Source organism: Enterococcus sp. AZ067, assembly GCF_051715005.1.
Classification (GTDB): domain Bacteria; phylum Bacillota; class Bacilli; order Lactobacillales; family Enterococcaceae; genus Enterococcus_D; species Enterococcus_D casseliflavus.
Genome location: NZ_JBIOSY010000001.1, coordinates 518,206 through 544,350 on the forward strand (window position 1 = coordinate 518,206; position 26,145 = coordinate 544,350).

Here is a 26,145-nt window from a genome sequence, read left to right on the forward strand (position 1 = left end):
GAAAAAAATCACAAAAACTATTTACAAACGAAATAAGATGTTGTATGATCTGTATGTGAAGTAGTTAACAAACAAAACATGTTTAAAAACTAGGAGGACATACAATGGCTAAGACATTGGAAAAAGAAGTGACAATCGACGTACAAGCAATGATTGACGATTTAGCAACGAAGGCAAATGTGGCGTTAAAAGAAATGGAAAGCTTTGATCAAGAAAAAGTGGACCACATTGTTCATGAAATGGCAATGGCAGCATTAGACAAACATATGCCTTTAGCTAAAATGGCAGTAGAAGAAACTGGCCGTGGTATCTATGAAGATAAAGCGATCAAAAACATGTACGCTTCAGAATATATTTGGAACAGTATCAAACATGACAAAACAGTCGGCGTGATCAATGAAGACAAACAAAAAGGCTTGATTGAAATCGCTGAACCAGTTGGTGTCGTTTGTGGGGTAACACCAACAACTAACCCAACATCTACAACGATCTTTAAAGCAATGATCGCTTTGAAAACACGTAACCCGATCGTTTTTGCTTTCCACCCATCTGCACAAAAATGTTCAGCAGAAGCTGCACGTATCGTTCGTGATGCAGCCATCGCTGCTGGGGCACCTGAAAACTGTGTGCAATGGATCGAACATCCATCAATCGAAGCGACTGGCTTATTGATGAACCACCCAGGAATTGCGATCGTATTAGCAACTGGTGGCGCTGGCATGGTCAAAGCAGCATACTCAACTGGTAAACCTGCATTAGGTGTTGGACCAGGGAACGTACCTGCATATATCGAAAAAACAGCGAAAGTGAAACGAGCAGTCAATGACTTGATCGTATCAAAAACTTTTGATAACGGAATGATCTGTGCCTCTGAACAAGCAGTGATCGTTGATAAAGAAGTCTATGCCTCTGTGAAAGCAGAATTTGAAGCACATCAAGTCTATGTTGTAAAAGCAAAAGAATTACAAAAACTTGAAGATGCCGTGATGAACGAAGGAAAATATGCCGTAAATCCAGCAATCGTTGGACATTCAGCAATGGAAATCGCGAAATTAGCAGGCATCAACGTACCAGAAGGAACAAAATTATTGATCGCTGAACTTGACGGTGTCGGTGCTGATTACCCACTATCAAGAGAAAAACTTTCCCCAGTTTTAGCAATGATCAAAGCAAACAACACAGAAGACGCGTTCGAAAAATGTGAAGCAATGCTTGATTTAGGCGGATTAGGCCATACAGCGGTGATCCACACTGAAAACGAAGACTTGCAATTAGCATTCGGCCTACGCATGAAAGCTTGCCGTATCTTAGTTAACACACCATCTGCAGAAGGTGGTATCGGAAATATCTACAACGAAATGATTCCATCATTGACACTTGGTTGTGGTTCATACGGGAAAAACTCTGTATCACGAAATGTTTCTGCTGTGAACTTGATCAACGTGAAAACTGTAGCGAAACGGAGAAATAATATGCAATGGTTTAAATTGCCACCAAAAATCTTCTTTGAAAAGAACTCTCTAATGTACTTGGAGAAAATGGAAAACGTTGAACGTGTCATGATCGTTTGTGACCCTGGTATGGTTCAATTCGGCTATTGCGATACGGTTCGTGAAGTACTTGCTCGTCGTAAAAATGACGTGAAAATCGAAGTCTTCTCTGACGTAGAACCAAACCCATCAACAAACACCGTTTACGCTGGAACAAAAATGATGGTTGATTTCAAACCAGATACAGTGATCGCCCTTGGTGGTGGATCAGCAATGGATGCTGCCAAAGGCATGTGGATGTTCTATGAGCACCCAGATACTTCATTCTTCGGCGCGAAACAAAAATTCTTAGATATCCGTAAACGGACATACAAGATCGACAAACCAGAAAAAACGCAATTCGTTTGTATCCCAACAACGTCTGGTACTGGTTCTGAAGTAACACCATTTGCGGTTATCACTGACAGTGAAACACACGTGAAGTACCCATTAGCTGATTACGCATTGACACCAGATGTTGCAATCGTTGACCCTCAATTCGTAATGTCAGTACCTGCTTCTGTTACAGCAGACACTGGAATGGACGTTTTGACTCATGCGATCGAATCTTATGTGTCAGTAATGGCATCTGATTACACTCGTGGATTGAGCTTACAAGCAATCAAGTTAGTCTTTGACTACTTAGAAAAATCAGTGAAAACGCCTGATATGGAATCTCGCGAAAAAATGCATAATGCCTCAACAATGGCAGGTATGGCCTTCGCCAATGCATTCCTAGGTATTTGTCACTCTGTAGCTCACAAAATCGGTGGTGAATATGGTATTCCTCACGGACGTACAAATGCGATTCTTTTACCGCACATCATCCGTTACAATGCCAAAGACCCACAAAAACATGCAATGTTCCCTAAATATGACTTCTTCCGTGCTGATACAGATTACGCAGACATTGCGAAATTCTTAGGCCTTAAAGGCAAAACAACGGCTGAATTAGTTGAAGCATTGGCAACAGCTGTTTACGAATTAGGACAATCTGTGGGTATCGACATGAGCTTGAAAGCGCAAGGCGTCACTCAACAAACACTAGATACAACAGTTGATCGCATGGCTGAATTGGCTTACGAAGACCAATGTACAACAGCAAATCCAAAAGAACCACTAATCTCTGAATTGAAACAAATCATCGTTGATGCCTATAACGGCTAAACAATGAATCAAGAACACCCTGCGGTATCTTAGCTGCCGCAGGGTGTTCTTTTGTCGTCTCTTTTTTTGAAAAACAAGCTGGCAGTTGCCGCCTTTTTGCCCAGATCAGTTAAGAATGCGAAAATAGCAAGTGAACAGGGGGGATCATAAAAAAGGAGTGGATTTCTCCACTCCGTAAAAGTCTCGTTTTTTCAGGATGTCACCAAGGCTGCTGCTTTTTTTGCTTAAACAGATATACTCGTTACTTGCTGCCGTTTTTCTTCAAGCGTAGCATCTGGAAGCTTTGTTTTTCCAAGACGACACGCAAAATGCCGTCATTCAATTCCGCTGTTTTTCCATTGACGGGCACAACGTTGTTCGGGGTTGCTTCGGTATTGACGGCATGCAAGTCTGGGTGGTGCAAGACTTGATGGGTAGCGATTTGCAATGAATCATATTGACGCAAGTCGCAAGTGAATTCATTGGCATCCTGCAAATCCTTATTTACTAAGAAAAAGGTCAAATAGTCATCTTCGTTTTCGATCGCAATGGCATCCACATAAGAAGCTTTTCCGTGGCTGCTATCGAAATCAGCCCCTCGAAGAATACTATGCAACACGTGACCGCGACCATAGTTGCTGATCATTTCATAGGGATAAAAAATCGTTTGTTTCCAAGCGGCAGTATCGGAAGTCATGATCGGTGCGATCACGTTGACCAGCTGTGCCATGCAGGCGATTTTAACGCGATCTGCGTGATGAAGCATCGTGATCATCATGCTTGCGACGAGTAACGCATCTTCAAAGTGATAGACGTCTTCTAATTGTGGTGGGTGTTGACTCCAAGGTTCAATTTTTTGATCCTGTTCATTTGAGTGATACCAGACGTTCCATTCGTCGAAGGAAATATTGATCGTCTTCTTGCTTCGGCGTTTGGCTTTCACTGCATCACAGATTGCTGCGACTTGACTGATGAACTGATCCATTGCGACATTGCTTGCTAGATAATCTTGGCTATCGCCGTTACGGTTGCCATAATATTGGTGCATGGAAATGTAGTCGACTTGATCGTAACAATGACTTAATACTGTATCTTCCCACATGCCAAAGGTCGGCATCGTGAGAGAAGAACTACCACAAGCGACGGTTTCGATCGTTGGGTCCACCAAACGCATCGCTTTGCCAGCTTCTTCTGCGAGACGGCCATATTCATCGGCTGTCTTATGTCCTTCTTGCCAAGGACCGTCCATTTCATTGCCTAGACACCAAAGTTTGATGTCATGAGGATCGGCCACCCCATGGGCACGACGGAGGTCACTATAATAGCTGCCGCCTTTTAAATTGGTGTATTCGATCAAGTTTTTCGCTGCTTCGATTCCTCGTGTCCCAAGATTGATCGCCATCATCGGTGCCGTATTGACTTGTTTGGTCCAATCCATAAATTCGTTTAAGCCGAACTGATTGCTTTCGATTACCCGCCAGGCCAAATCGATTTTTGCTGGCCGTTGCTCTTTAGGGCCGACGCTATCTTCCCATTTATACCCAGAGACGAAATTGCCTCCTGGGTAACGGACGATCGGCACATTCAACTGCTTGATCAAGGCAGCGACATCTTGACGAAAGCCTTGCTCATCGGCAAAAGGACTTTCTGGTTGATAGATCCCTTCGTACACACAGCGCCCTAAGTGCTCCACAAAAGAGCCGTAGATCCGTTCGTCGACTGGTGCCAAAATAAAGTGTTTGTCTAAATACATCGTAGTTTTCTTCAATTTTGCAACCCCTTTCTTTTCTTTCATTGTAGCGATAGTCCATGAAAATAAACACTACATTCTGTCTTATTCTATTGACGTTTTGTCCGTTTTCTTTATACTAAAGGCAAGTAGGAAGGAGTGAGAAGTTGAACGTAACCTATTCAGGATTTCAAATGCACAATGCTGTTTCCGATCATATTTATCGCCCCTCTGGCTTAAAGCATTATCTTTTCGTGTTGACGTTGTCTCCAATGGTTTTCACTTTTGAAGATGGTCATCAAGAAACTAGTGAAAAAGGTAGCTGCATTCTTTTTCCTCCAACCGTCTATCAAGATTATCGTGGCAAAGAAGATTTTTTTAATAGCTTTGTTGAGTTTCAAACGGATCAGGTGATCGAAGAAACCTATGCGATCCCTTGTAACCAACTGTTCCAGCCGAAAAATATTCAACAAATCAACAAATTGATCCAAAAGATCAATCATGAATCCTTGTTGCCACAACGGCACACGGAAGAATTGATCGCGGCGTATATGACAAATCTATTGGTCTTACTTGAACGCAATTTTGAAGAAAGCATCCCGCAACCACAAAACGAACACTATCAACTGTTTCAAGCGATGCGGTTGAAAATGTTAGTCAATTGCGAACAGCAATGGGATTTTTACCAGTTTAGCCGAGAGCTTTCCATCGGTAAAAGCCAATTCTATAAGCTCTATCAACAGTTTTTTCATACCACGCCCAAAGAAGATTTATTGCAAGCTCGGTTTCAAAAGTTTTTTTATTTACGCAGCAACGAAACGCTGACGATTCGAGAGGCGGCGTTTCAATCAGGGTTCCAAAACATCAACCATTTTAATCGGCTCTTTGCGAAGCGCTATGGCTGCGCACCGTCAAATTACCAACAGGAGCAATAGGCAGGTCTGATCGGTAAAAACGCTGAAAAAAGTCCGACGAATTCTTGACGGATGAAAGAGAAAACGGGACAATGTCATTAGGAGGTGGCATATGGATACAGAAACGATCGTAAGCGAACTTTCTAAACGTTCAAGCGAATTGGAAGCGCTACAAAGAAAATTGAGTCAAAGTCAATTAATGAATAATGAAGCGGCACAAACGTTCATTTTTGACTTAAAGGATTATTTAGATAGCTTAAAGCTCGTAACAGATTTAGTACCGTCAGCGGCAACTACAACAGTGGAAGTTGACCAGTTGTCGTACGTCTTAGGTGAACAAAATCAAAGCATCCAGCAGCTGCTGGTTATTTTGGAAGAAGCCGAAGCAAATGACGACCAGCGCTTTTTCGGCAAAAGTGCGGGAGAAGTGCGGCGGATGATTGGTAGTCTGTCTGGGATCCTGGAACTAAACGGTCTGTTGCTGCAAGACAATCGTGGCTTTCAGCAAGTCGTGAAGGAAACTGGACCGCTTCAGGTGACTGAAACAAAGGAAGTCCCTGAGAAAAAAGGGTTTCTCCAAAAGCTTTTTGGGAAATAAGCACTGATCGTCGATCAAAACATGAATCACTTGTACCCAAAAAACGGCACTTCACAATACGTGAAGCACCGTTTTGTGGTACAAGTATTTTTTTGCTTTTTGCCAATAGAGACAGAGGGATCAGAAGGTACCGATGCTGAAACGTTAGATCGAAATCGAACTTCTGGGGGGACATTCTTCAATCCCGTAAATCAGAAAGGTGTTTACGGTAGCTTTTCTACTAGCATTTGCCAGTAATTTTTTGCTAGTAGCTAAGCTGAATGGTTTTTCTCTGATCTCCTTGGCTCATTGCTACTTTGTCCGCTGTGATAGTGACATCAAAAGATGGAATCTGATCAGAAAAGGCATTGCCTAAACACGCAACGAGCCATTCCTGTTGTCCGCCGAGAACGGTTTTGCTTATTTGAGGGATGACTGTTCGACTATAAAGTAGATTCGTGTTGGGTTCTGGCATCAAGAGGGTACCTTCTTGATGCGTCGGGAAGCTTTTGATACCGACACAGCCAACCGAGCTTTGATAAAAGGTGCCTTCTTTGCTAGAAAGCGTAGCACCATCAGCTGGTGCTGCAAAGCTGCCATTGACCAGTTGCAACCTTCGATCCGTTTGAATCCGATGGTAACGCAGATGCCAAGGATACATCGGAATCACAAAGGTTTCGATGACGACCTGCTCGTAGGGGCGCCAGCGACTATAGACGTAGTCATCTTCAATCGCAAAGGCTTCGTAACCAAAAGCTGTTTTAAAATCCGTCTGCCCCTCTGAGATCGCCAATGTATTATCATAGGCACCTTGTTTCAATAAAACGGTTGCTTTCGGTACGCTAAACCCAAACGTTGTCGAATAGACAAACTTTTCGTATTTGGCATTGCCGTGAGCATGTTCGTGGGAATGTTGCCCCGCAGTGAAAGCTTGCAATTCTGTGCCTTCTTGGTTATGCACCAAAAGCATCCGACTATGCGGATTGCGCACCGGTGTGGCAAAGGTTGGCACCTGCTCCTCAAGCGTCCAAAATTCAGCATCCGCTGGGATGGCCAATACACAGAAATTTTTGAAAGCCCAATAAGGCGATCCTGGTGCGTTATAGCCTTCAGCCATATTTAGGTTGGGGTAGGCATAGCCAATACTTAAAAAGCCTTCTTGCGTAAAGATTGGTTGGCGAAACCAGTAACGCATGTTTTGTAACAGTAAATATTTTCCTTCATTTTTTGTGAAGCCTTCATATTCTATATCGGCGAAAGCACCGACAGCAAAGAAACTTGATTGCGCAAACCGATACGTTAGACTACGACCAAAAGGCAATGCCGCACCGGTTTTCGTGAACCACTGTTTAAAGGATTGCGCAAACGTAGCGGCTCTTTGACGGTAGCTAAACTGATACGGGCATTGGGAACGACAAGTAAGAACACTGTAAAGGAGTCCGTAGTATTGTATCCCAAAAGGAATATAATAGTCGATTTGGTTTTCATAGCCATCAAAATACCAGCCGTCTGCTAAGTAATACCTCTCGATCTCTTCTTGATCAGCCAAAAGGGTGGTTTCAACAAAAGGCAACGCTGCCATTTCAAAGAAGGTATTAACTAAAATCCGAAAGAAGAGCCAATTGGTTTTAGGGATCGTGTGCTGATTGATCTGATTGAGCCAATCAAAGAGATTTGTTTGCTCTCTTGGTGTGAGGAGATCCCAAAAGACGGGTTTGGTAAAAATCAAATAGCTAGCAAGGGCACCCATTTCCACAAACAATTGGTCGTAGTCATGCAGTTTTCCCCAGTACTCCTGAGAGGTCGGGGTGGTGCCTGCAACGATCCCGGCATTGGCTTGTTGAAAAAGTTTTGGGTAACGAAGACACGCTTCTTCTTGGCTGAACAATGGGCCCAATCCCCAGAGTGTCCGTAAAAAGCCTTCGATGTCACTCTTTTCCTGAGTATACACCGCTCCTGAATTTCCTAGGTGGACCCTCCCGGGAGTTCCTTGTTGTGCCATACATTCATATACGGGAGTGACCAGATCAACAAGGGCCTCTTCTAGATCAGTTTTGGTTCGAAGAGGGTTCTTACGTAATGCTTCTTGGAAGTTTCTCATGCAAACAGCTCCTTTTATTTGTTATTTTACTTTATTTAGTAAAATAAAGAAATGGAAACTGTTACATTTTTCAATTTTAAGTAAAAAAATAGTAAAAAATCGCTGGAACCAGTTACATTTTTTTGTCGACATCGCTATAATGGAGAAAATACGAGAGGAGCTACATGCAATGACCCAGATTTCCTTAACGATTTATGACCAAAAGCATCAAGTAAAAAAAGGCAAACGAACACCTGAAAGTGAACCTACCCTTCTTCAAGCGACGGCGGAAGACTTTGTCACGTTGGCATCCCAAGCGTATTGTTACGAGGACGGAGATAAAATCGTTGTCTCGCTCTCACGCAGTGGACAATTTGTGTGGGTCACACTCGATGAAACGCTGGCGACTACTTTGGTGTACATCAAAGGCAACGAGTGGATCTACCCCGTACACCTTAGTGAAAATGCCAAAGAAGCCGCGCCAGAAGGCCGTTTTGCTGGGAAAAGCCATTATTTGAGTGTGCGGGTAGCAACAAAAGAAGAACTAGCGGCTTACCGCAACGTCGCCTTAAACCCTCATGATCAAAAAGAATTCTTGGGTGCCTATCCGCATGCCCATGCCAATGTTGAAACAAGAGATGATGCGACGTTTTTCGCTTGTAACGCTATTGATGGCATTTTTGCCAATACGTCTCATGGCAATTATCCCTATGGCTCATGGGGGATCAATCAACAAGCAGATGCCGCTTTGACGATCGACTTTGGTCATGAGGTACGCATCGACCAATGTGCGCTTACGTTACGGGCGGATTTTCCCCATGATAGCTATTGGCAACAAGTCACGTTGGCGTTTTCCGACGGGAGTCAAGAAATCTTGCAGACGGTCAAAAGCAGCCAGCCTCAACGGTTTTCTTTCCAGCCGCGAACGGTCACTTGGGTGAAATTGCATGAGCTGATCCAAAATGACGATCCCTCACCATTTCCAGCGTTGACCCAAATCGAAGTCTTCGGACGCTCCATTCAGGAGGAAAACGCGTGAATCCAGCAGATGTAAAAGAAGAAATTTTACAGGCGGCACAGGCTTATCTTGAGACTGGTGAGATTCCCTATTTGCCTTATCAAGGCTATCAAGAGTATCTCGAATCGGGGAATCGTGTTGCCTTCGAATCCCATTATTTTGCCCGCCGACGGATGTTGGTGGTTTTAGGACTTGCTTATGAAATGGAGCGTAAGGCAGCGATCAAAGTGCTGCTGGAGCAAGTGATTTGGGAAATCTGCAATGAATATACATGGTGTCTGCCAGCGCATCTGCCGATTGTCGATGGCCAGTTTTCTTCGCAAGCGCGCCACACAGTCGATCTTTTTGCAGCTGAAACTGGGCAATCCTTAGCAGAGTTGTTTATGTTGGTTGGAGGAGACCTTTCACCAGTCATCACAGAACGAGTGTTGTATGAGATCGATCAACGGCTTTTTTTACCCTTCGAGGAGCAAACCTGGGAGTGGGAGACAAAAGAGAACAATTGGTCCGCAGTTATTGGTGGCTGTCTTGGAATGACGGCGCTCTATGTATTGCCGAAAAAAAGCGAGCGACAATTGCGGATGATCAAACGATTGGATACTGCAATGCAAAGCTACCTCAACAGCTTTGGCGAAGATGGGGCTTGTGTGGAAGGTGTCGGATACTGGGCGTATGGGTTTGGTTATTTTCTGTATTATGCACAATTGTTGGCAGAAGTATTGCAAGAAGATACCTACCTAAAGCAGCCTAAAACCAGAAAAATTGCCGCTTTTCCTTACTACACGATGATTTCTCCAGGGCATTACATTCCTTTTTCTGATTATTCGGCGATCGAACTGCCTAGTGGCTTGGTCAGTTATTGCTACGAGCATTTGGGCGTGGCGGTTCCCCAATTATCGGGGGTCAGTCCGTTAGATTTTGATCCTTGCTACCGGTTTGCCCACAGCTATCGAAATTTGTATTGGCATAACGAAGCGATCACACGAGAAACGAATGCCTCGTTTCATCACTATTTTGAACAAGCACAGTGGTTCATGGCAAAAGATGTGCAACAGGATCTTTTTTTTGCTGCCAAAGGGGGGAGCAATCAAGAAAGCCACAATCATCTCGATGTCGGTCATTTTGTATTAGGAACGACAGAGGAGTTGTTTCTGACGGACCTTGGTGCAGGGGAGTACACCAAAGAGTATTTTGACGAGAACACGCGCTATCACTACTTTCCCGCAGCCGCAATCAGTCATTCGCTGCCAATCATCAACCAGCACATCCAACGCCCAACAGCCGAGGAAGCAACGGTGCTACAGGTTAATGACCAGCAATTTGACTTAGACCTCAGTGCGTTCTATCCGAAAGCAGCGGTCACTGAATACCAGCGGCGCTTCGTTGTCTCGCAGCAACAAGTAACGATCGAAGACCATTTTGTCTTTGACGAGCACCAACCAAAGAATCTGGTGGTGGAAAACTTTATTACGAACATACCACCAATGGTGCAAGATAAGACCGTTCAACTAATGACAAAAAAAGCACGCTGTGTTCTTCGTTTTACCAGTGATAAGATCCAAATACAGCCAGTCACTTATCAAGACCACCATGGTGTACAGGCACAAGCGTATTTGATCCAAGCCGAATACACGCTTGAGCAGACAGGGGAAATCAAAACGACCATTAAAATAAAAAAAGGGTGAGAAGGATGCGGTGCTTCCTTGCAATGACGTTGATCAATGCAAGAAGACACCGCAGCTTCTCAGCCTTCTTTTGGTTTTGCGGTAGATTGACGAATCACCAGCTGTGTACTTAAAAAGATGCGTCTGGCGATCCCAGGATTTTCGATGCGGTTATAGAGTAGCTCTAACCCCGTTTCACCCATCTCTTCAGTAAATGCTTGGACTGAAGAAAGGGGTGGGGAGACATAGCGGGACACCGAAATATCGTTGATGCCCATAACACTGATATCTTCAGGAATCTTGATTCCATGAGCCGTTAGCGTATGAATGACCCCGATCGCAAAGGCATCATTGGCTGCCAAAATCGCAGTCGGCAAGCGGTCTTGCCACAAAGCCAAAGCCTGCTCCGTTAATTCTTCCCCCGTTTGGACATCCAACCGACTATTTTCTTTCACGATGAAATAATCCTCATCAAACAGCTGATAATGCTGCATCATATCGACATAGGTGTTGACCGTTGGCGTTTTGTACCGCCGATACCCATACATATTTTGACTTTCCTCGGCGCCGATAAAGGCGATTTTTTGATGACCAAGTCCCATCAAGTGAGAAAGAGCCAACTCGGTTGCTTGCGTAAAATCGGTATTGACAGAATCGTAGTCATCCAGGGGAAAGTTACTGCCAATCACACAGAGGTTGGGGTGTAGCTCATGGAGTTTCTTGACCCGCTCTTCTGTAAACTTGCCGATTGCCAGTAAGCCGTCGACGGACTGGATCACTGACTCGTCAAGGTTGGAGATTTTTAACAGATCACAACCCAGTTCGGCGGCGCGTTTTTCCACACCCAAACGAATCGACATATAGTAAATGTCTTCCAATTCTTCATCATCCATCCGCCACTGAACGATCCCGATCGATTTGTTGTGTTTTTTTGGTACATCCACTGGTAGTTCACGCTGCTTTTGCTTGTTTTTGTATTTCGTATAATTTAGTTTTTCAGCTGCCTCGAAAATCTTTCGTTTGGTTTCTTCGGTCACTGAAAGACTAGGATCGTAGTTCAGAACCCGTGATACGGTTGATATTGATACCTCAGCTATGGTCGCTATGTCGGTAATCGTAGCCATAGAATCCCTCCTCCAATGCTTCTCCTCTTCAGTATATTTCTTTTTAGTAAAAAAACCAAGAGAGAAATTGCTCTCAAGTAAAAATTTTACTTTTTTTAGGAAAAACTATTGATTATTTTCCTAAAAAAAAGTATGATTTGAAATGAAGAAAGCGTTTTAAAAATGAGGGTGGCATGAATGAAGTGGATTAATTCGTTATTTATCCTGGGTCTACTTATGGGGTTGACTGCTTGTTCTCCAAAGGAAGCAACGCAGACGCAAGCATTTTCCCAAAGCAGCGAAAAGCAATTAAAAGAACGAGCGCTTTGTTATTCTGACGAAGATTTTTCGCAAGGTGTCGTCCCGTTGCATGAATTCGTGAAGCTATCTGGCACCATCGTAAAGAGTGATGCGAAAACAGCAGACATTGAGAAAGGGGATCGATTTATTCTAGAAACAGCGGCTGGACAGTACCAAGTATTCAATGAGCAAAGTCAACAACTGAAACTGCAAGATGTGGTGACGGTCTACGGAGAATATTATGGTTTTATTAAAGCGACATTGATTGAAAGGAAGGATGCGGATGCAATCACAGAAGCTGCAGCAATTGAAAAAGAATAAATTTGAAAGTTATGAAGATGTAGCAGCCGGCTTCAAAACGATCATGGATCAACTCAAACCCGCTTTTGCAAGCAGTCGTCCCGGTCATTTGGCTTTAGGCAGCCATGGGACTGTCTATGAGAAAGAGGTACAGGAACTTGAAGCGTTCTTGCGACCGCTTTGGGGACTCGCGCCTTATCTAACCCAGCAAGAAGATTCATTCATGGAAACCTATCTCTCAGGAATTATTGCTGGTACAGATCCAGAGAGTCCCGATTATTGGGGTGTTGTGGAAGACTTCGACCAACGAATCGTGGAAATGGCTTCGCTAAGTACCTTTTTACTATTAAACAAGGAAAAAACGTGGGATGTTTTATCCCAACGCCAAAAAGATAATCTCCATGCGTGGCTGATCCAAGTCAATCAACGAGAAATTCCCGCAAACAATTGGCATTTCTTTCGGGTTCTCGTCAATGTAGCCATGAAGCGTTGTGGCAGCAGCTTTTCCCAAGAAAAGATCGATGCTGACTTGGCATTGATCGAGACCTTTTATTTAGGGGAAGGATGGTACTGTGACGGAGTAGCCACTCAAATCGATTACTATGTATCTTTTGCGATCCACTACTATAGTCTTCTGTACTGTCGATTTGTCCCTGAGGATCTTGAAAGGGGAAGGAAGTTCAAACAACGAGCCACCGATTTTGCTCAAACCTTCAAGCATTGGTTTGCAGCAGGTGGAGCTGCCGTTCCTTTTGGTCGAAGTTTGACGTATCGCTTTGCGCAAGTTTCTTTCTTCAGCGCATTGGTTTTTGCGGATGTTGAAGCATTGCCATGGGGAGAGATCAAAGGGTTGATCAGTCGTCACCTGCATCAGTGGATGCAGCAAGACATTTTTACTTCCGAAGGGATACTGACGGTCGGCTATTCGTACCAGAATCTGATCTTTGCCGAAGGCTACAATGCACCAGGTTCACCTTATTGGGCGTTAAAAACCTTTCTTTTGTTAGCGGTACCAAAGGAGCATCCCTATTGGCAAGTCACCCCGACGCCATTAGCGATCACTGAAAGAACACTGGCTCATCCAATCAGTAAGAACTTTTATCAACACAATCAAGACTTGACGCATGCCTTGATGTTTCCTGCAGGACAATGTATCAACTATCAAAGTCATGCCAGCAGCAAATATAGCAAATTTGTCTACTCAACGACGTTTGGCAATAGCGTGCCCAAGAGCAATTATTGGTTTTATGAAGGAAATTATGACAATACGTTGGCTTTGTCAGAAGATGACCATTACTTTCGCACCAAAGGATTGGATCGCCAGTATCAGCTTTTACCTGATCGGATCATTCATGAATGGGATCCGTGGGAAGACGTGCAGATAAAAACAACGATCATTCCACTGATAGGCAGTCACCTTCGCATTCACGAGATCAATTCTCAGCGCGCCCTTTCTTTCTATGAGGGTGGGTTTTCATCACCGAAAGAGGCAACTGCCATCACTGAAAAAACCGCAAGCAGCGCTGCGGTACGAACATCGATCGGCTATTCGAAAATCGAGGCAATCGCTGGCTATGAAACGAGCGATGTCCTACGAACGGAGCCAAATACGAACCTCTTGTATCCTGCAACGTGGCTGCCGTATCTAACTGCTCAACGACAAGCAGGAAAGCACCTGTTCGTTTCCCTCGTCACCGGCTTGCTTCCACAAGAACAAGAACAAGCAGTGACCGTCGAAGTGACAACAAACAACATTACGATCAATCAATCCGGACATATGATCCAGGTTGAGCGAATAGGAGGAAAAAATGGAAACCAGCTATGACGTACAGCTATCACAATGGGTAGCCGAGCAAATCGACTTCACCGTTAATCAAGTAAGAAAGAATACTAAGACCTTTGACACGTTGGTCCCACCTGCAGCAAGTGAACAGCTTGTCTATCGACCAGAAGCCAACCATGATTGGACGGCGAGTTTTTGGACTGGCATGTTGTTTTTGAGTAAAGAACTGACGGGATCAACAGAATTTGATGAAACCATCGAAAAACAGCTGCACTCTTTCCAAGAACGATTGGACCAAAGAATTGGACTAGAAACCCATGATATCGGGTTTTTGTATAGTTTGACTGCGATTGCCGACTATCGAGTGAACGGACGGGAATCTTCGAAAAAACTCGCGATTGCCGCCGCCGATCTATTGATGGCCCGTTACTCACCCAAAGCCCAGATCATTCAAGCGTGGGGCAATCTCGATGATCCGCAACAACGGGGGCGCATCATTATTGATTGCTTGATGAATTTGCCGCTATTGTATTTTGCTTCCCAAATGACGGGGGATGAATCCTACAAACAAGCAGCCTATGCTCATGCCAAGCAGACCCAGAAATACATCGTGCGAGACAACGCCACGACGTATCACACCTATTACTTCGACGTTGAAACTGGAGCGGCGATCGGCGGCAATACCCAACAAGGCTATGCCGATGATTCCTGCTGGGCGAGAGGGCAAGCGTGGGGAATCTACGGATTTACGCTGAGTTACCTTTACACCGGTGATACCAGTTTCTTGAAGACTGCTCAAGACCTTGCGGATTACTTTATTGCGGAATTACCGGCGGACAAGGTCAGTTATTGGGATTTAGTGTTTAACGATGGTAGTCAGGAAGAAAGGGATAGTTCGGCCGCCGCCATCGCAGTCTGTGGCTTGCTAGAACTGGCGAAACATTTGCCGATCACGCAGCCAAACCAAGCCGCCTATCAGGAAAACGCCTTGGCGATCTTGGCGTCGTTAACCCAAAACTATACAACGATCGACCATCCCGAATCAAACGGACTTTTGATGCATGGGGTTTATGACAAGAATTCCCTTAAAGGGGTCGATGAATGCATGATCTGGGGCGATTACTATTACATGGAAGCGCTGATGCGGGTGTCACAAAGTTGGTATTCCTATTGGTAGTTTTAGGGGCGACCCTTAAAAAAAATGTTTAATGGAGGAATGAACATGCACTTTTTGAAAAAAGGTTTATTAGCAGCAACGATGTTTGGGACGATCGCAGCCTTGGCAGCGTGTGGAGGCGGAGCGACAGATGATTCCACTGCTTCTGAAGATGGCGACATCAAATTGACCGTAACCACTTGGAATTACGATACGACACCTGAATTCGAAAAACTATTCCGTGCCTTTGAAGAAGCGAATCCGGGCATTACCGTTGAACCTGTCGATATTGCTTCAGATGATTATGATACCAAACTGACGACGATGCTCTCTTCAGGAGATACGACAGATATTTTGACCATGAAAAATTTACTTTCTTACTCTAATTATGCGTTGCGGGACCAATTGGTGGATCTCACCTACCATATCGGATCATTGGATATTGCCCCAGCGCAAGAAAGCTATGACATGTATGACGTAGAAGGCAAAACCTATGCACAACCGTATCGGACGGATTTTTGGGTCTTGTATTATAACAAAAAAATGTTCGATGAGGCAGGTTTAGACTACCCATCAAACATCACCTGGGACGAATATGAGGAGCTTGCCAAGCAGCTAACAAAACCAGACGAACAAATTTATGGTGCGTATCAACACACGTGGCGTTCCACTACCCAAGCGATTGCAGCTGCCCAAAATGGCGCCAACTTGATCGATCCTCAATACGACTACTTGGAAGCGTACTATGATCGTGCATTGCGGATGCAAGACGAAAAAGCGCAAATGGACTTTGGGACAGCAAAATCAACGAAAGTTACGTATCAATCACAATTTGAAAATGAAAAAGCAGCCATGATGTACATGGGAACTTGGTATATGGGAGCGTTGATGACCAATATCGACGATGGCAAGACAGATGTTGAGTGGGGCATTGCGGAAATGCCGCAAAATGAAAAAGGGGAAGTAACGACATTTGGTTCTCCGACTGCTTTTGCCATCAATAAAAATTCAAAACATCAAGAAGCTGCACAAAAATTCTTAGACTTTTGTTCTGGTGAAGAAGGCGCCAAAGTATTAGCAGAAGTCGGTGTCGTTCCTTCGTATAAGACTGACGCCATTGATGAACTTTACTTCTCCCGTGAAGGCATGCCCGCCGATGAAGTATCGAAAAAAGCCTTCAATCCAGAAACCGTCGCGATCGAGTTTCCTGTCGATGAAAATGGACCAGCGATCGACAAAATCTTGCAAGAAGAACATGACTTGATTCTTGTAGGGGACGAAACACCAAAAGAAGGCATTGCGAATATGGAAAAAAGGGTGAAATCTGAAACCGAATAGTCCTAACGAGAGAAGGGACTTGGGCAAAAAAGTTCCTTCTCTTTATTAATGAAAGGGGGCCTGCTGGCAAGCAGCAGGAGACAAATATGGAAATAACCTCAAAATCAAAAGCAGCTAATAAGTTGAAACGCAAAAATACGCTAACCGCGCTGTCTTTTATTGCACCGAACTTTATCGGCTTTTTCTTATTTACCTTAGTGCCCGTTGTGTTCTCATTGATTCTGGCTTTCATGGAATGGGATTCCTTTAGTTCGCCTGAATTTGTGGGAATGAAAAATTTCAGCAAAATGCTAGGGGACGACACCTTTTGGATCTCGTTAAAGAACACCTTTCTCTATACGATTGGCGTCGTTCCATTGACGTTAGTATGTTCCTTAGGCTTAGCAATTTTATTGAATAAAAAAGTACGTGGAATGAAGTTTTTCCGTACTGCCTTCTTCTTTCCTTATGTCACCTCGTTAGTTGCGATCGCTGTCGTGTGGAACATGTTGTTTCACCCAACGATGGGACCAATCAATCAGTTTTTGAAATTTTTTATTGAAAATCCTCCTGGTTGGACCTCCAGCTCTGATTGGGCTTTGACGGCGATCATCATAGTCAGCGTCTGGCGTGGCATGGGGTATTACATGATCTTATACTTGGCAGGGTTACAAAGTGTGCCAAAGGAATTGTATGAAGCGGCTTCGATCGATGGCGCCAACAAGTGGCAGCAGTTTCGCAACGTGACGTTGCCGTCCTTGCGACCAACGACCTTCTTTGTTTCGATCATGTTGGTCATCAACTGTTTCAAGATCTTCGATTTGGTCCAAGTCATGACTGCCGGCGGACCCGGTCGAGCCACCAATGTCTTGGTGTATCAAATTTACAACGAAGCGTTTGTGAAATTTAATTTTGGTTACGCATCTGCGATCGCCATGGTCTTGTTTGTGATCGTTTTGGGCATCACGGTGATCCAGTTTAAGTGGAACCAAAGACAAGAACGGGTGTAAGGAGGGAGTACAGATGGAAAATACACTGAGTAAAAAGAATGTTCAAGCCAAACCAAAACAAAAAGCCAAGCTGTCGGTCGGCAGTGTCTCCTTGATTCTTTTATTAACATTTCTCGCGTTAGTGACACTGATCCCGTTTCTCTGGATGATTTCTGCTTCTTTTAAGACCAATAACGATGTTTTTAGCGTACCGATCCAATGGATTCCAAAAAGTTGGCACCCAGAAAACTATACGGTGATCTGGGATCGCATTCCTTTGCTGACTTTTTTCAAGAACACAGCATTTTTGAGCGTCATCATTACCTTGATCCAACTGTTTACCTCTAGCTTTGCGGCTTATGGGTTTTCGAAGATGCATTTCAAAGGACGCGACCTGTTGTTTCTGACATACATCGGTACGATTGCGATTCCTTGGCAATCCTATATGATTCCTCAGTTCATCATGATGCGCCAGTTCGGGCTGACAGACACGCTTTGGTCTTTGGTCCTCTTACAAGCCTTCAGTGCCTTTGGCGTCTTTTTGTTGAAACAATACTATAGTAGTATTCCTGACTCATTGTGTGAAAGTGCGCGGATCGACGGCCTGAGTGAGTGGGGGATCTATCGAAAAATCATTCTACCACTGACGAAGCCCGCTTTAGCGAGTCTGACCATCATCACCTTCGTCAATACGTGGAACGATTATATGGGACCATTTATCTACCTTTCCTCAACCGAAAACAAAACCATTCAGTTAGGGTTGAAAATGTTTGTCGGCTTATATGATGCCGAGTACGCCCTGATCATGGCAGCATCTGTGGTCTCCATTTTGCCAGTAGCGATCGTCTTTTTAGCAATGCAAAAATACTTCGTAGAAGGAATCGCTACTTCGGGAATGAAAAATTGAGGTGATCAATCATGTTTACCAAACCTACCTTTGAAAACAATCTTTACATGCGGATCTTCCGCTGGCTATATATTGGCTTTGCCCTGAATATCAGTTTTTGGGTCGTGAATACACCCTACACCCTCACGGCAATGTTCTTGGCAGTCGATCCTAGAAACCTCCTTTGGTTTGCATTGGCACTCTTGCTGATTGGTCCAAGCATGATCAGCCTCCTGGCTGCGATCGATCGCTTTGCAGAACACAAAGACATCGATCCAGTAAAAGATTTCTGCTACTTTTTACGAACCTTTGCCGTGCGCGGTTTTCTCTATTGGCTCATCGGCTGGCTGGGAAGTGTCATTGCGATCGTGGATATTCTGTTTGCGGTTCAATTTGAAAGTGGCAAATGGCTCGTTCCTTTCTTTCTTTTGTTAGGGATGCTTTCCATAGCTCTAAGTATCAACGCTTGGTACTTCCAAGTGCGTAATCCAAAAGCCGCTAAGAAAGATGTCCTGCGTACCGCACTTTTCTTCACTTTGAAAAAATGGCCTGTTAGTTTGTTAGCAACCTTTTTGTTTGTTGCCGTTTTTGTCGCCTTGATTTTGAAGCCGCAATTTGGCTTTACTCTTTTTCCAGTCCTTTTTTTCGGACTCCTTTATTTAAACTTACGGAAATTTCAGATAAAATAGAAAGAAAGTCGTCTACGAATAAAGGAGACGACTTTTTTTAGGAGAAAGGGGGGCTTGAAGATGGCAGAAACAGTCACACTTCAACCGATTACGGAAGAAATAATTGCTGAACTTTGGTCGATCAGCTATGGGCCTAAGGCAGATTTAGAATGGAAAAAATGGGACGGACCGTATTTCCAAGACCCCGTGTTGACGTGGGAAGAATTTCGAACGGGGTTTGGCGCTAGCTGTATCGACAACCCGTTACGTAAAGCGATCAGCTATCAAGGAAGAATCGTAGGGATCGCGACCGCTTATTGGGAAGACAATACCTTGCAGCAGTGGTTGGAATTCGGGATAGCCATCTATGATGCTTCCCTTTGGAATCAAGGCATTGGTAGCCAAGCAATTCGCCAGTGGATCAATGAGTTGTTTGAATCACAGCCTCATATCCAGCGTGTCGGTTATACCACGTGGTCGGGCAATCACCGCATGATGAAACTAGGAGAAAAGCTAGGGATGACCAAAGAAGCCCAGATCCGCAAAGTCCGTTTCTGGGAAGGCACCTATTATGATTCCATCAAGTATGGCATCTTGCGAGAAGAATGGGCACAGCAGAAGTGAAGGTAGGGGATGCGAGATTTTTTCGTGTCCTCTTTTGTTGTTGATGATTTATCCGATGCATTTTGCGTATAGTAAAGTACCTAGTAAAAAAGGGGCTGATCTCCTAGCTGTATTTTGTAATTACAGTAATTACGTGGTGAAATGGACTATATATGTTATGAAGGAAAGGTGATTGTTTTAGATACAGTGAAAACAAGAAAGCAAGGAAATGCGGTAATGGTCACGCTAGCAAGTAAGTTTGAGATTCCTGCTGGTAAGACCTACTTTATCAGCAAAGAAAACGATGGTACGATTTCCTTGATTCCTAAGATCGATGATTATTTTTTAGCTGCGAAAGAGAAAGAATTTGTTGATGAAGAAGATATGCTAGCTGCTGATTTTATTGTTGAAGGCAGGCAGCTTGATGAATAGGCTCGAACAAGGGACTCTTGTATTTATTGATTTTGATCCCTCGAAAGGGAGTGAAATCAAAAAGCGCAGTCCTGCTTTAGTCATCAGCAGGGATGAGTACAGTTACACCTCAAATTTGATCATTGTTTGTCCAATAACGAGTACAGATAGGATGCGTCCTTACTTTTTCGATATTCAACACGATAAATTGAAACCTGGGAGTAAAGTAAATACAAAGCAAGTTTATACGCTAGATTATTCCGAGCGTGACGGTAGAAAGATTGAAATATTAGGGAAACTATCAAAAAAAGAACTGATTAATGTTGCACAGCATTTTATGATGAACTTTAATTTTCCATTATAGTTAAAAAAACAGCAGGATGGAAAAAGTGAAGGACCCTCACAAAAAACGAGTGAGGGTCCTTCACTTTGTTTTCCTAAGAATACAAGGTTTCAACAATAGAGAAAAGAAGATAGTGGAAAGATAAAAGTAAAATTTCAAAAATAGTCGACTTTCTGAACAATAACCATGTACTATCTCTATGTAATACTTTATAATAATTCCAATGTACAGATTAGAAATATTTTAAAAAAGTCGGGAATAGCGTTTGAAGTTCATTCTCAATTAGTCTAAAATAGTGAGAAAGAAAAGATACTGGAGGGAAAGAAATGTCAGTTTTAGAAATCAAAAATCTACACGTCCAAATCGAAGATAAAAAGATCTTAAAAGGCGTTGACTTAGTGTTAAAAACTGGAGAAATCCATGCCATCATGGGACCAAACGGTACAGGGAAATCAACCTTGTCCGCTGCCATCATGGGCAACCCGAATTATGAAGTGACAGAAGGGGAAATTTTGTTCGACGGCGAAAATGTATTGGAAATGGAAGTGGATGAGCGGGCTCGTTTAGGTCTGTTCTTGGCGATGCAATACCCAAGTGAAATTCCAGGCATCACCAATGCGGAATTTATGCGGGCAGCGATCAATGCCAAACGTGACGAAGACGACAAAATCTCTGTCATGGATTTCTTGAAAAAATTAGATGAAAAAATGGATTTATTGAATATGCCAGAAGAAATGGCGGAACGCTATTTGAATGAAGGCTTCTCTGGTGGAGAAAAGAAACGAAATGAAATCTTACAATTGTTGATGCTAGATCCAACCTTTGCGATTTTGGATGAGATCGACTCTGGTCTAGATATTGATGCCTTGAAAGTCGTAGCAAAAGGCGTCAATGAAATGCGCGGCGAAGGCTTTGGCGCTTTGATCATCACCCATTACCAACGTCTGTTAAACTACATCACACCAGACGTGGTTCATATCATGATGGAAGGCCGTGTCGTGATGACCGGTTCGGCAGATTTAGCCAAACGCCTAGAAGCAGAAGGCTATGCTGGGATCAGTAAAGAGTTAGGAATCGACTACAAAGAAGAAGAAGCGTAAGGAGGCAAGGTAAATGGCAAAATTACAGGATTATCTTGAACAAGTCAACGTTTTTTCAGCGTTAAAAGAAGAGCCTGAATGGATGTTGGAATTACGCCAAGCAGCCCTTGCGAAAGTGGATGAACTTGCGTTTCCAAAAATCGAGCGGGTGCGTTACGAGCGTTGGCCATTGTTCAATATCGACGAACAAGCACTTGCTGGTGAGTACGCTTTGCCAGAAGAAGAAGTGGCAGGCGCAGTTCCCGCCTTTGACGCGATGGATAACCATCCGACCCTCGTTCAGTTTGATGACACCACCATCTTTGAGCAATTACCGCAAGAGTTGATCGACAAAGGCGTGATCTTCACTGACTTGTTTACAGCAATGAAAGAAGTACCAGAGTTGGTCAATCAATACTACATGACCAAAGCAGTGCCAATGGATGAAGACAAAATGACCGCAGCACATGCGGCGTTTATGAATAGCGGCATGTTCTTGTATGTACCAAAAAACGTGGTAATCGAAGAACCCCTTGAAGCGATTTTCTACCACAATGGCAATAGCCAAGCGCATTTCTTCAAACACATTTTGATCGTTGCTGATGAGCACAGTGAGTTCAGCTACTTGGAACGTTTCCAAACCAAAGGCGACCAAGCGAAAAAACTGTCTGGCAATATCGTAGTGGAAGTGATCGCCAAAGCAGGTGCGAAGGTCAAATTCTCTGCGATTGATCAGTTAGGTGTCAACATCACTACGTACATGAATCGTCGCGGCTATGTATTACGAGATGCGATGGTAGATTGGGCAATTGGAGTCATGAATGACGGCGACGTCGTGGCGGACTTTGATTCTGATCTTGTAGGCGAAGGCGCGCATTCGGAAGTCAAAGCGGTCGCAATCAGTGCTGGGCGTCAAACACAAGGAATCGACACTCGCGTCACCAACAAAGCACCGCATTCCATTGGCCATATCCTGCAACACGGCGTCATTAGAGAACGCGGCGTCTTAACCTTTAACGGTATCGGACACATTTTAAAAGGAGCCAAAGGGGCGGACGCGCAACAAGAAAGTCGGGTCTTGATGCTTTCTGACCAAGCCCGGGGCGATGCCAACCCAATCCTTTTGATCGATGAGCACGAAGTAACCGCCGGACACGCAGCCAGTGTGGGAAGGGTCGATCCAGAAGAAATGTACTACTTGATGAGTCGTGGGCTGCGCAAAGCAGAAGCGGAACGTTTGGTGATTCGTGGTTTCTTAGGCTCCGTCTTGACCGCGATTCCAGTCAAAGAAGTGCAACAAGAATTGGTTGCCGTTATCGAAGGGAAGTTGCTCGCATGATCGATGCCCAAAAAGTGAAACAAGCGTTTCCCATCTTGGATCAGCTCGTAAATGACGAACCATTGATCTACCTCGACAATGCCGCCACTACGCAAAAACCAGAGGCGGTGCTGCAGGCAATCACCGATTATTACCATCAAGACAATGCCAACGTTCATCGTGGGGTTCATACCCTCGCAGAACGGGCGACCCATTCCTATGAAGGCGCACGGGAAAAAGTGCGCAGCTTTATCCATGCGAATGAAACGGCGGAAGTGCTGTTTACTCGAGGGACGACCACTGGTTTAAATTGGGTCTCCCGCAGCTACGGCGACCGTTTTGTCAATGAAGGCGATGAAATCGTGATTTCCTATATGGAGCATCACTCCAATATCATCCCTTGGCAACAATTAGCAGCCCGAAAAAAAGCTACCTTGAAATATATCCAGCTGACGCCAGAAGGCACCTTGGACATGGAAGATGCCAAGAAACAGATCACAGAAAAAACCGCTATCGTTTCGATCGCTCACGTTTCCAATGTTTTAGGCGTGATCAATCCGATTGCGGAGCTAACCAAATTGGCGCATCAACACCAAGCCGTCATGGTGGTGGATGGTGCTCAGGCTGTTCCACATATGACAGTTGATGTCCAAGCACTGGATTGTGATTTCTATGCCTTTTCTGGCCATAAAATGTGCGGACCAACTGGCATTGGTGTCTTGTACGGCAAGCGGCAATGGCTGGATCAGATGGAGCCCGTCGAATTTGGCGGTGAAATGATCGATTTTGTCCATCTGCAAGAAAGCACGTGGAAAGAACTGCCGTGGAAATTTGAAGCTGGTACACCAAATATTGCTGGTGCGATCGGTTTAGGTGCAGCGGTGGATTACTTAACAGAAATCGGCTTAGAAAACATCCACGCCCATGAAGCAGACTTAGCTGCTTACGTTTTGCCAAAACTGCAAGCCATTGAAGGCTTGACCATCTATGGCCCCCAAGAAGCAGCAAAACGCACGGGAGTGATCGCCTTTAATCTAGCAGGCATCCATCCTCATGATGTTGCCACCGCTTTAGACATGGAAGGCATCGCGGTACGGGCAGGTCATCATTGTGCCCAACCCCTCTTGAGCTATTTGCAAGTCCCAGCGACTGCACGGGCCAGCTTTTACCTGTATAATACAAGAGAGGACGCCGATCGACTGGTTGACGCCATCAAGCTGACGAAGGAGTTTTTCCAACATGGCACTAACGAAATTAGATAATTTGTATCGACAAGTCATTCTGGATCATTCCAGCCACCCACATCATCGAGGCACCTTGGATGATTCAACGTACAAAGTCGAATTGAATAACCCTACCTGTGGCGACGTGATCCACTTGGAGCTCGCTGTCGAAGGAGACACCATCAAAGATATCGCGTTTACTGGCGAAGGCTGTTCCATCAGTACCGCCAGTGCATCCATGATGGGGGATGCGATTATCGGTAAGACACTAGCAGAAGCTGGTGAACTATCAGGCTTGTTTTCTGAGCTCGTCCAAGGAAACGACATTCCCCAAAGCGATCGCTTAGGCGATGCTTCCATGCTTGGAGGTGTGGCGAAGTTTCCTGCACGCATCAAGTGTGCGACTTTAGCTTGGAAAGCATTAGAAAAAGCCATTGCTGCCGACAGTACACAAGCATCTGTCAGTCACAGCCACGCCAATGAATCTGACACTGAAGAAACCAGCGAATAGACAACCGCACTACAAAAGGAGTGAGAACCATGGGTGTACCCGAATTAGAAGAATATAAATTTGGCTTCCACGATGACGTGCAGCCTGTTTTTAGTACCGGCGAAGGATTGACCGAAGACATCGTCCGTGAAATCTCACGGGTCAAGCAAGAGCCAGAATGGATGCTTGAGTTCCGCTTGAAGTCTCTTGAAGCCTTCAACAAGATGCCCATGCAAAACTGGGGCCCAGACCTGTCTGACATCGATTTTGATGCCATCAAATATTACCAAAAACCAAGTGATCGTCCTGCCCGTGATTGGGATGACGTACCAGAAAAAATCAAAGAGACCTTTGAACGCATTGGTATTCCAGAAGCCGAGCGGGCATACCTGGCCGGCGCTTCTGCCCAATACGAATCAGAAGTCGTTTACCACAACATGAAAGAAGAGTTTGAAAAACTTGGCATCGTCTTTACCGATACCGATTCAGCCTTGAAGGAATACCCTGAGCTGTTCAAACAATACTTTTCAAAATTAGTCCCACCAACCGATAACAAGCTTGCTGCTTTAAACTCAGCCGTTTGGTCAGGTGGTACCTTTATCTATGTACCAAAAGGCGTTCGTGTCGATGTGCCATTACAAACCTATTTCCGAATCAATGCCGAAAATACCGGTCAGTTCGAACGCACATTGATCATCGTTGACGAAGGCGCCAGCGTCCATTACGTCGAAGGCTGTACCGCCCCAACCTATTCAAGCAATAGTTTGCACGCAGCCATCGTTGAAATTTTTACCCTAAAAGACGCTTACTGCCGCTACACCACCATTCAAAACTGGTCAGACAACGTCTATAACCTAGTAACCAAACGGGCCAAAGCCTTAGAAGGTGCTACCGTTGAATGGATCGATGGTAACCTAGGTGCCAAAACAACCATGAAATACCCAAGTGTGTATCTTGATGGCAAAGGCGCACGAGGCACGATGCTTTCCATTGCCTTTGCAGGTGCCAACCAAATCCAAGATACTGGTGCAAAAATGATCCATAATGCACCAAATACCTCCAGCTCCATCGTCTCAAAATCAATTTCTAAAGACGGCGGTGCAGTAAACTATCGTGGACAAGTCACCTTCGGCAAGAAGAGCGCAGGCTCTATCTCCCATATCGAGTGTGACACTATCATCATGGATGACCTATCGAAATCCGATACCATCCCATTCAATGAGATTCACAACAGTCAGGTGTCCCTAGAACACGAAGCCAAAGTCTCCAAAATCTCAGAAGAACAACTGTACTACCTAATGAGCCGCGGTCTCTCCGAAAGCGAAGCAACCGAAATGATCGTCATGGGATTCGTCGAACCATTCACCAAAGAATTACCGATGGAATACGCAGTCGAATTGAACCGGTTGATTAGTTATGAGATGGAAGGGTCTGTGGGTTAATAACTATTTCATTGCTCGAAACGTTGATATTAAAGCGTTTCGAGCGTTTTTTTATTTGTATTTTAATGGTTGGCTAC

The 26,145-nt window shown here is 44.4% G+C and carries 23 protein-coding genes; 20 read left to right on the forward strand and 3 right to left on the reverse strand.

Annotated elements, in window-relative coordinates; genetic code table 11:
* Window positions 1-104: 104 nt before the first annotated feature.
* Window positions 105-2,696, forward strand: a complete 2,592-nt coding sequence (adhE, locus tag IGI82_RS02445; protein ID WP_010748754.1) for a bifunctional acetaldehyde-CoA/alcohol dehydrogenase — start codon at window positions 105-107, stop codon at window positions 2,694-2,696.
* 241 nt (window positions 2,697-2,937) lie between these two features.
* Here the strand turns inward: adhE and arfA are convergent, their stop codons facing one another.
* Complete coding sequence (gene arfA / locus IGI82_RS02450) at window positions 2,938-4,470, reverse strand: arabinosylfuranosidase ArfA (RefSeq protein WP_010748755.1); 1,533 nt, start codon at window positions 4,468-4,470, stop codon at window positions 2,938-2,940.
* A 101-nt stretch (window positions 4,471-4,571) separates the two neighbouring features.
* On the opposite strand from arfA, the gene IGI82_RS02455 reads away from it, so the two are divergent.
* A complete protein-coding gene (locus IGI82_RS02455; RefSeq protein WP_115231681.1) occupies window positions 4,572-5,339 on the forward strand; it encodes an AraC family transcriptional regulator in 768 nt (255 codons plus the stop codon).
* Between the two features lie 91 nt (window positions 5,340-5,430).
* On the forward strand, window positions 5,431-5,916 hold the full coding sequence (locus IGI82_RS02460) for a hypothetical protein (protein ID WP_194187902.1): 486 nt from the start codon (window positions 5,431-5,433) through the stop codon (window positions 5,914-5,916).
* 244 nt (window positions 5,917-6,160) lie between these two features.
* On the opposite strand, the gene IGI82_RS02465 is transcribed toward IGI82_RS02460, so the two are convergent.
* Window positions 6,161-7,996: a DUF2264 domain-containing protein gene (locus IGI82_RS02465; protein WP_115231683.1), complete on the reverse strand. Its 1,836-nt coding sequence runs from the start codon at window positions 7,994-7,996 to the stop codon at window positions 6,161-6,163.
* Between the two features lie 169 nt (window positions 7,997-8,165).
* On the opposite strand from IGI82_RS02465, the gene IGI82_RS02470 reads away from it, so the two are divergent.
* Window positions 8,166-9,014 carry a hypothetical protein gene (locus IGI82_RS02470; RefSeq protein WP_074934378.1) on the forward strand — a complete coding sequence of 283 codons (849 nt, stop codon included), beginning with the start codon at window positions 8,166-8,168 and terminating at the stop codon, window positions 9,012-9,014.
* A complete protein-coding gene (locus IGI82_RS02475) occupies window positions 9,011-10,678 on the forward strand; it encodes a hypothetical protein (protein WP_438841756.1) in 1,668 nt (555 codons plus the stop codon). The genes IGI82_RS02470 and IGI82_RS02475 overlap by 4 nt, the downstream gene beginning before the upstream one ends.
* Window positions 10,679-10,737: 59 nt before the next feature.
* Here IGI82_RS02475 and IGI82_RS02480 read toward each other — a convergent pair whose 3' ends face one another.
* Complete coding sequence (locus tag IGI82_RS02480; RefSeq protein ID WP_005232137.1) at window positions 10,738-11,781, reverse strand: LacI family DNA-binding transcriptional regulator; 1,044 nt, start codon at window positions 11,779-11,781, stop codon at window positions 10,738-10,740.
* Window positions 11,782-11,958: 177 nt separating this feature from the next.
* On the opposite strand from IGI82_RS02480, the gene IGI82_RS02485 reads away from it, so the two are divergent.
* From IGI82_RS02485 to sufB, 15 genes are all read left to right on the forward strand, one after another.
* Window positions 11,959-12,381, forward strand: coding sequence for a hypothetical protein (locus tag IGI82_RS02485; protein ID WP_284591415.1), 423 nt, complete (start codon window positions 11,959-11,961; stop codon window positions 12,379-12,381).
* A complete protein-coding gene (locus IGI82_RS02490) occupies window positions 12,344-14,185 on the forward strand; it encodes a DUF2264 domain-containing protein (protein WP_438841757.1) in 1,842 nt (613 codons plus the stop codon). The genes IGI82_RS02485 and IGI82_RS02490 overlap by 38 nt, the downstream gene beginning before the upstream one ends.
* Window positions 14,169-15,320, forward strand: a complete 1,152-nt coding sequence (locus tag IGI82_RS02495) for a glycoside hydrolase family 88 protein (protein ID WP_332281960.1) — start codon at window positions 14,169-14,171, stop codon at window positions 15,318-15,320. The genes IGI82_RS02490 and IGI82_RS02495 overlap by 17 nt, the downstream gene beginning before the upstream one ends.
* Before the next feature lie 45 nt (window positions 15,321-15,365).
* Window positions 15,366-16,637, forward strand: a complete 1,272-nt coding sequence (locus tag IGI82_RS02500) for an ABC transporter substrate-binding protein (RefSeq protein WP_438841758.1) — start codon at window positions 15,366-15,368, stop codon at window positions 16,635-16,637.
* A gap of 86 nt (window positions 16,638-16,723) precedes the next feature.
* Window positions 16,724-17,626, forward strand: a complete 903-nt coding sequence (locus IGI82_RS02505) for a carbohydrate ABC transporter permease (RefSeq protein WP_005232126.1) — start codon at window positions 16,724-16,726, stop codon at window positions 17,624-17,626.
* Window positions 17,627-17,639: 13 nt separating this feature from the next.
* Window positions 17,640-18,512, forward strand: coding sequence for a carbohydrate ABC transporter permease (locus tag IGI82_RS02510; RefSeq protein ID WP_005232123.1), 873 nt, complete (start codon window positions 17,640-17,642; stop codon window positions 18,510-18,512).
* Between the two features lie 11 nt (window positions 18,513-18,523).
* The gene (locus IGI82_RS02515; RefSeq protein WP_010748767.1) at window positions 18,524-19,180 is read left to right on the forward strand and encodes a hypothetical protein; all 657 of its coding nucleotides are present in this window, start codon (window positions 18,524-18,526) and stop codon (window positions 19,178-19,180) included.
* Window positions 19,181-19,240: 60 nt separating this feature from the next.
* Complete coding sequence (locus IGI82_RS02520) at window positions 19,241-19,783, forward strand: GNAT family N-acetyltransferase (RefSeq protein WP_121260106.1); 543 nt, start codon at window positions 19,241-19,243, stop codon at window positions 19,781-19,783.
* Window positions 19,784-19,951: 168 nt separating this feature from the next.
* Window positions 19,952-20,194: a type II toxin-antitoxin system PemI/MazE family antitoxin gene (gene mazE / locus IGI82_RS02525; RefSeq protein ID WP_016611354.1), complete on the forward strand. Its 243-nt coding sequence runs from the start codon at window positions 19,952-19,954 to the stop codon at window positions 20,192-20,194.
* Entirely contained in the window at window positions 20,187-20,537 is a 351-nt protein-coding gene (locus tag IGI82_RS02530; RefSeq protein ID WP_413153820.1) for a type II toxin-antitoxin system PemK/MazF family toxin, read from the forward strand. The genes mazE and IGI82_RS02530 overlap by 8 nt, the downstream gene beginning before the upstream one ends.
* Window positions 20,538-20,842: 305 nt before the next feature.
* Window positions 20,843-21,616: a Fe-S cluster assembly ATPase SufC gene (sufC, locus tag IGI82_RS02535; RefSeq protein ID WP_005232112.1), complete on the forward strand. Its 774-nt coding sequence runs from the start codon at window positions 20,843-20,845 to the stop codon at window positions 21,614-21,616.
* 13 nt (window positions 21,617-21,629) lie between these two features.
* Window positions 21,630-22,934 carry a Fe-S cluster assembly protein SufD gene (gene sufD, locus IGI82_RS02540; RefSeq protein WP_005227369.1) on the forward strand — a complete coding sequence of 435 codons (1,305 nt, stop codon included), beginning with the start codon at window positions 21,630-21,632 and terminating at the stop codon, window positions 22,932-22,934.
* Window positions 22,931-24,175, forward strand: coding sequence for a cysteine desulfurase (locus IGI82_RS02545; protein ID WP_015508911.1), 1,245 nt, complete (start codon window positions 22,931-22,933; stop codon window positions 24,173-24,175). Before sufD ends, IGI82_RS02545 begins: the two co-directional genes overlap by 4 nt.
* Window positions 24,153-24,647 carry a Fe-S cluster assembly sulfur transfer protein SufU gene (gene sufU, locus IGI82_RS02550; RefSeq protein WP_005232105.1) on the forward strand — a complete coding sequence of 165 codons (495 nt, stop codon included), beginning with the start codon at window positions 24,153-24,155 and terminating at the stop codon, window positions 24,645-24,647. Before IGI82_RS02545 ends, sufU begins: the two co-directional genes overlap by 23 nt.
* Before the next feature lie 29 nt (window positions 24,648-24,676).
* Window positions 24,677-26,068 carry a Fe-S cluster assembly protein SufB gene (gene sufB / locus IGI82_RS02555; protein ID WP_005232103.1) on the forward strand — a complete coding sequence of 464 codons (1,392 nt, stop codon included), beginning with the start codon at window positions 24,677-24,679 and terminating at the stop codon, window positions 26,066-26,068.
* Window positions 26,069-26,145 lie beyond the last annotated feature (77 nt).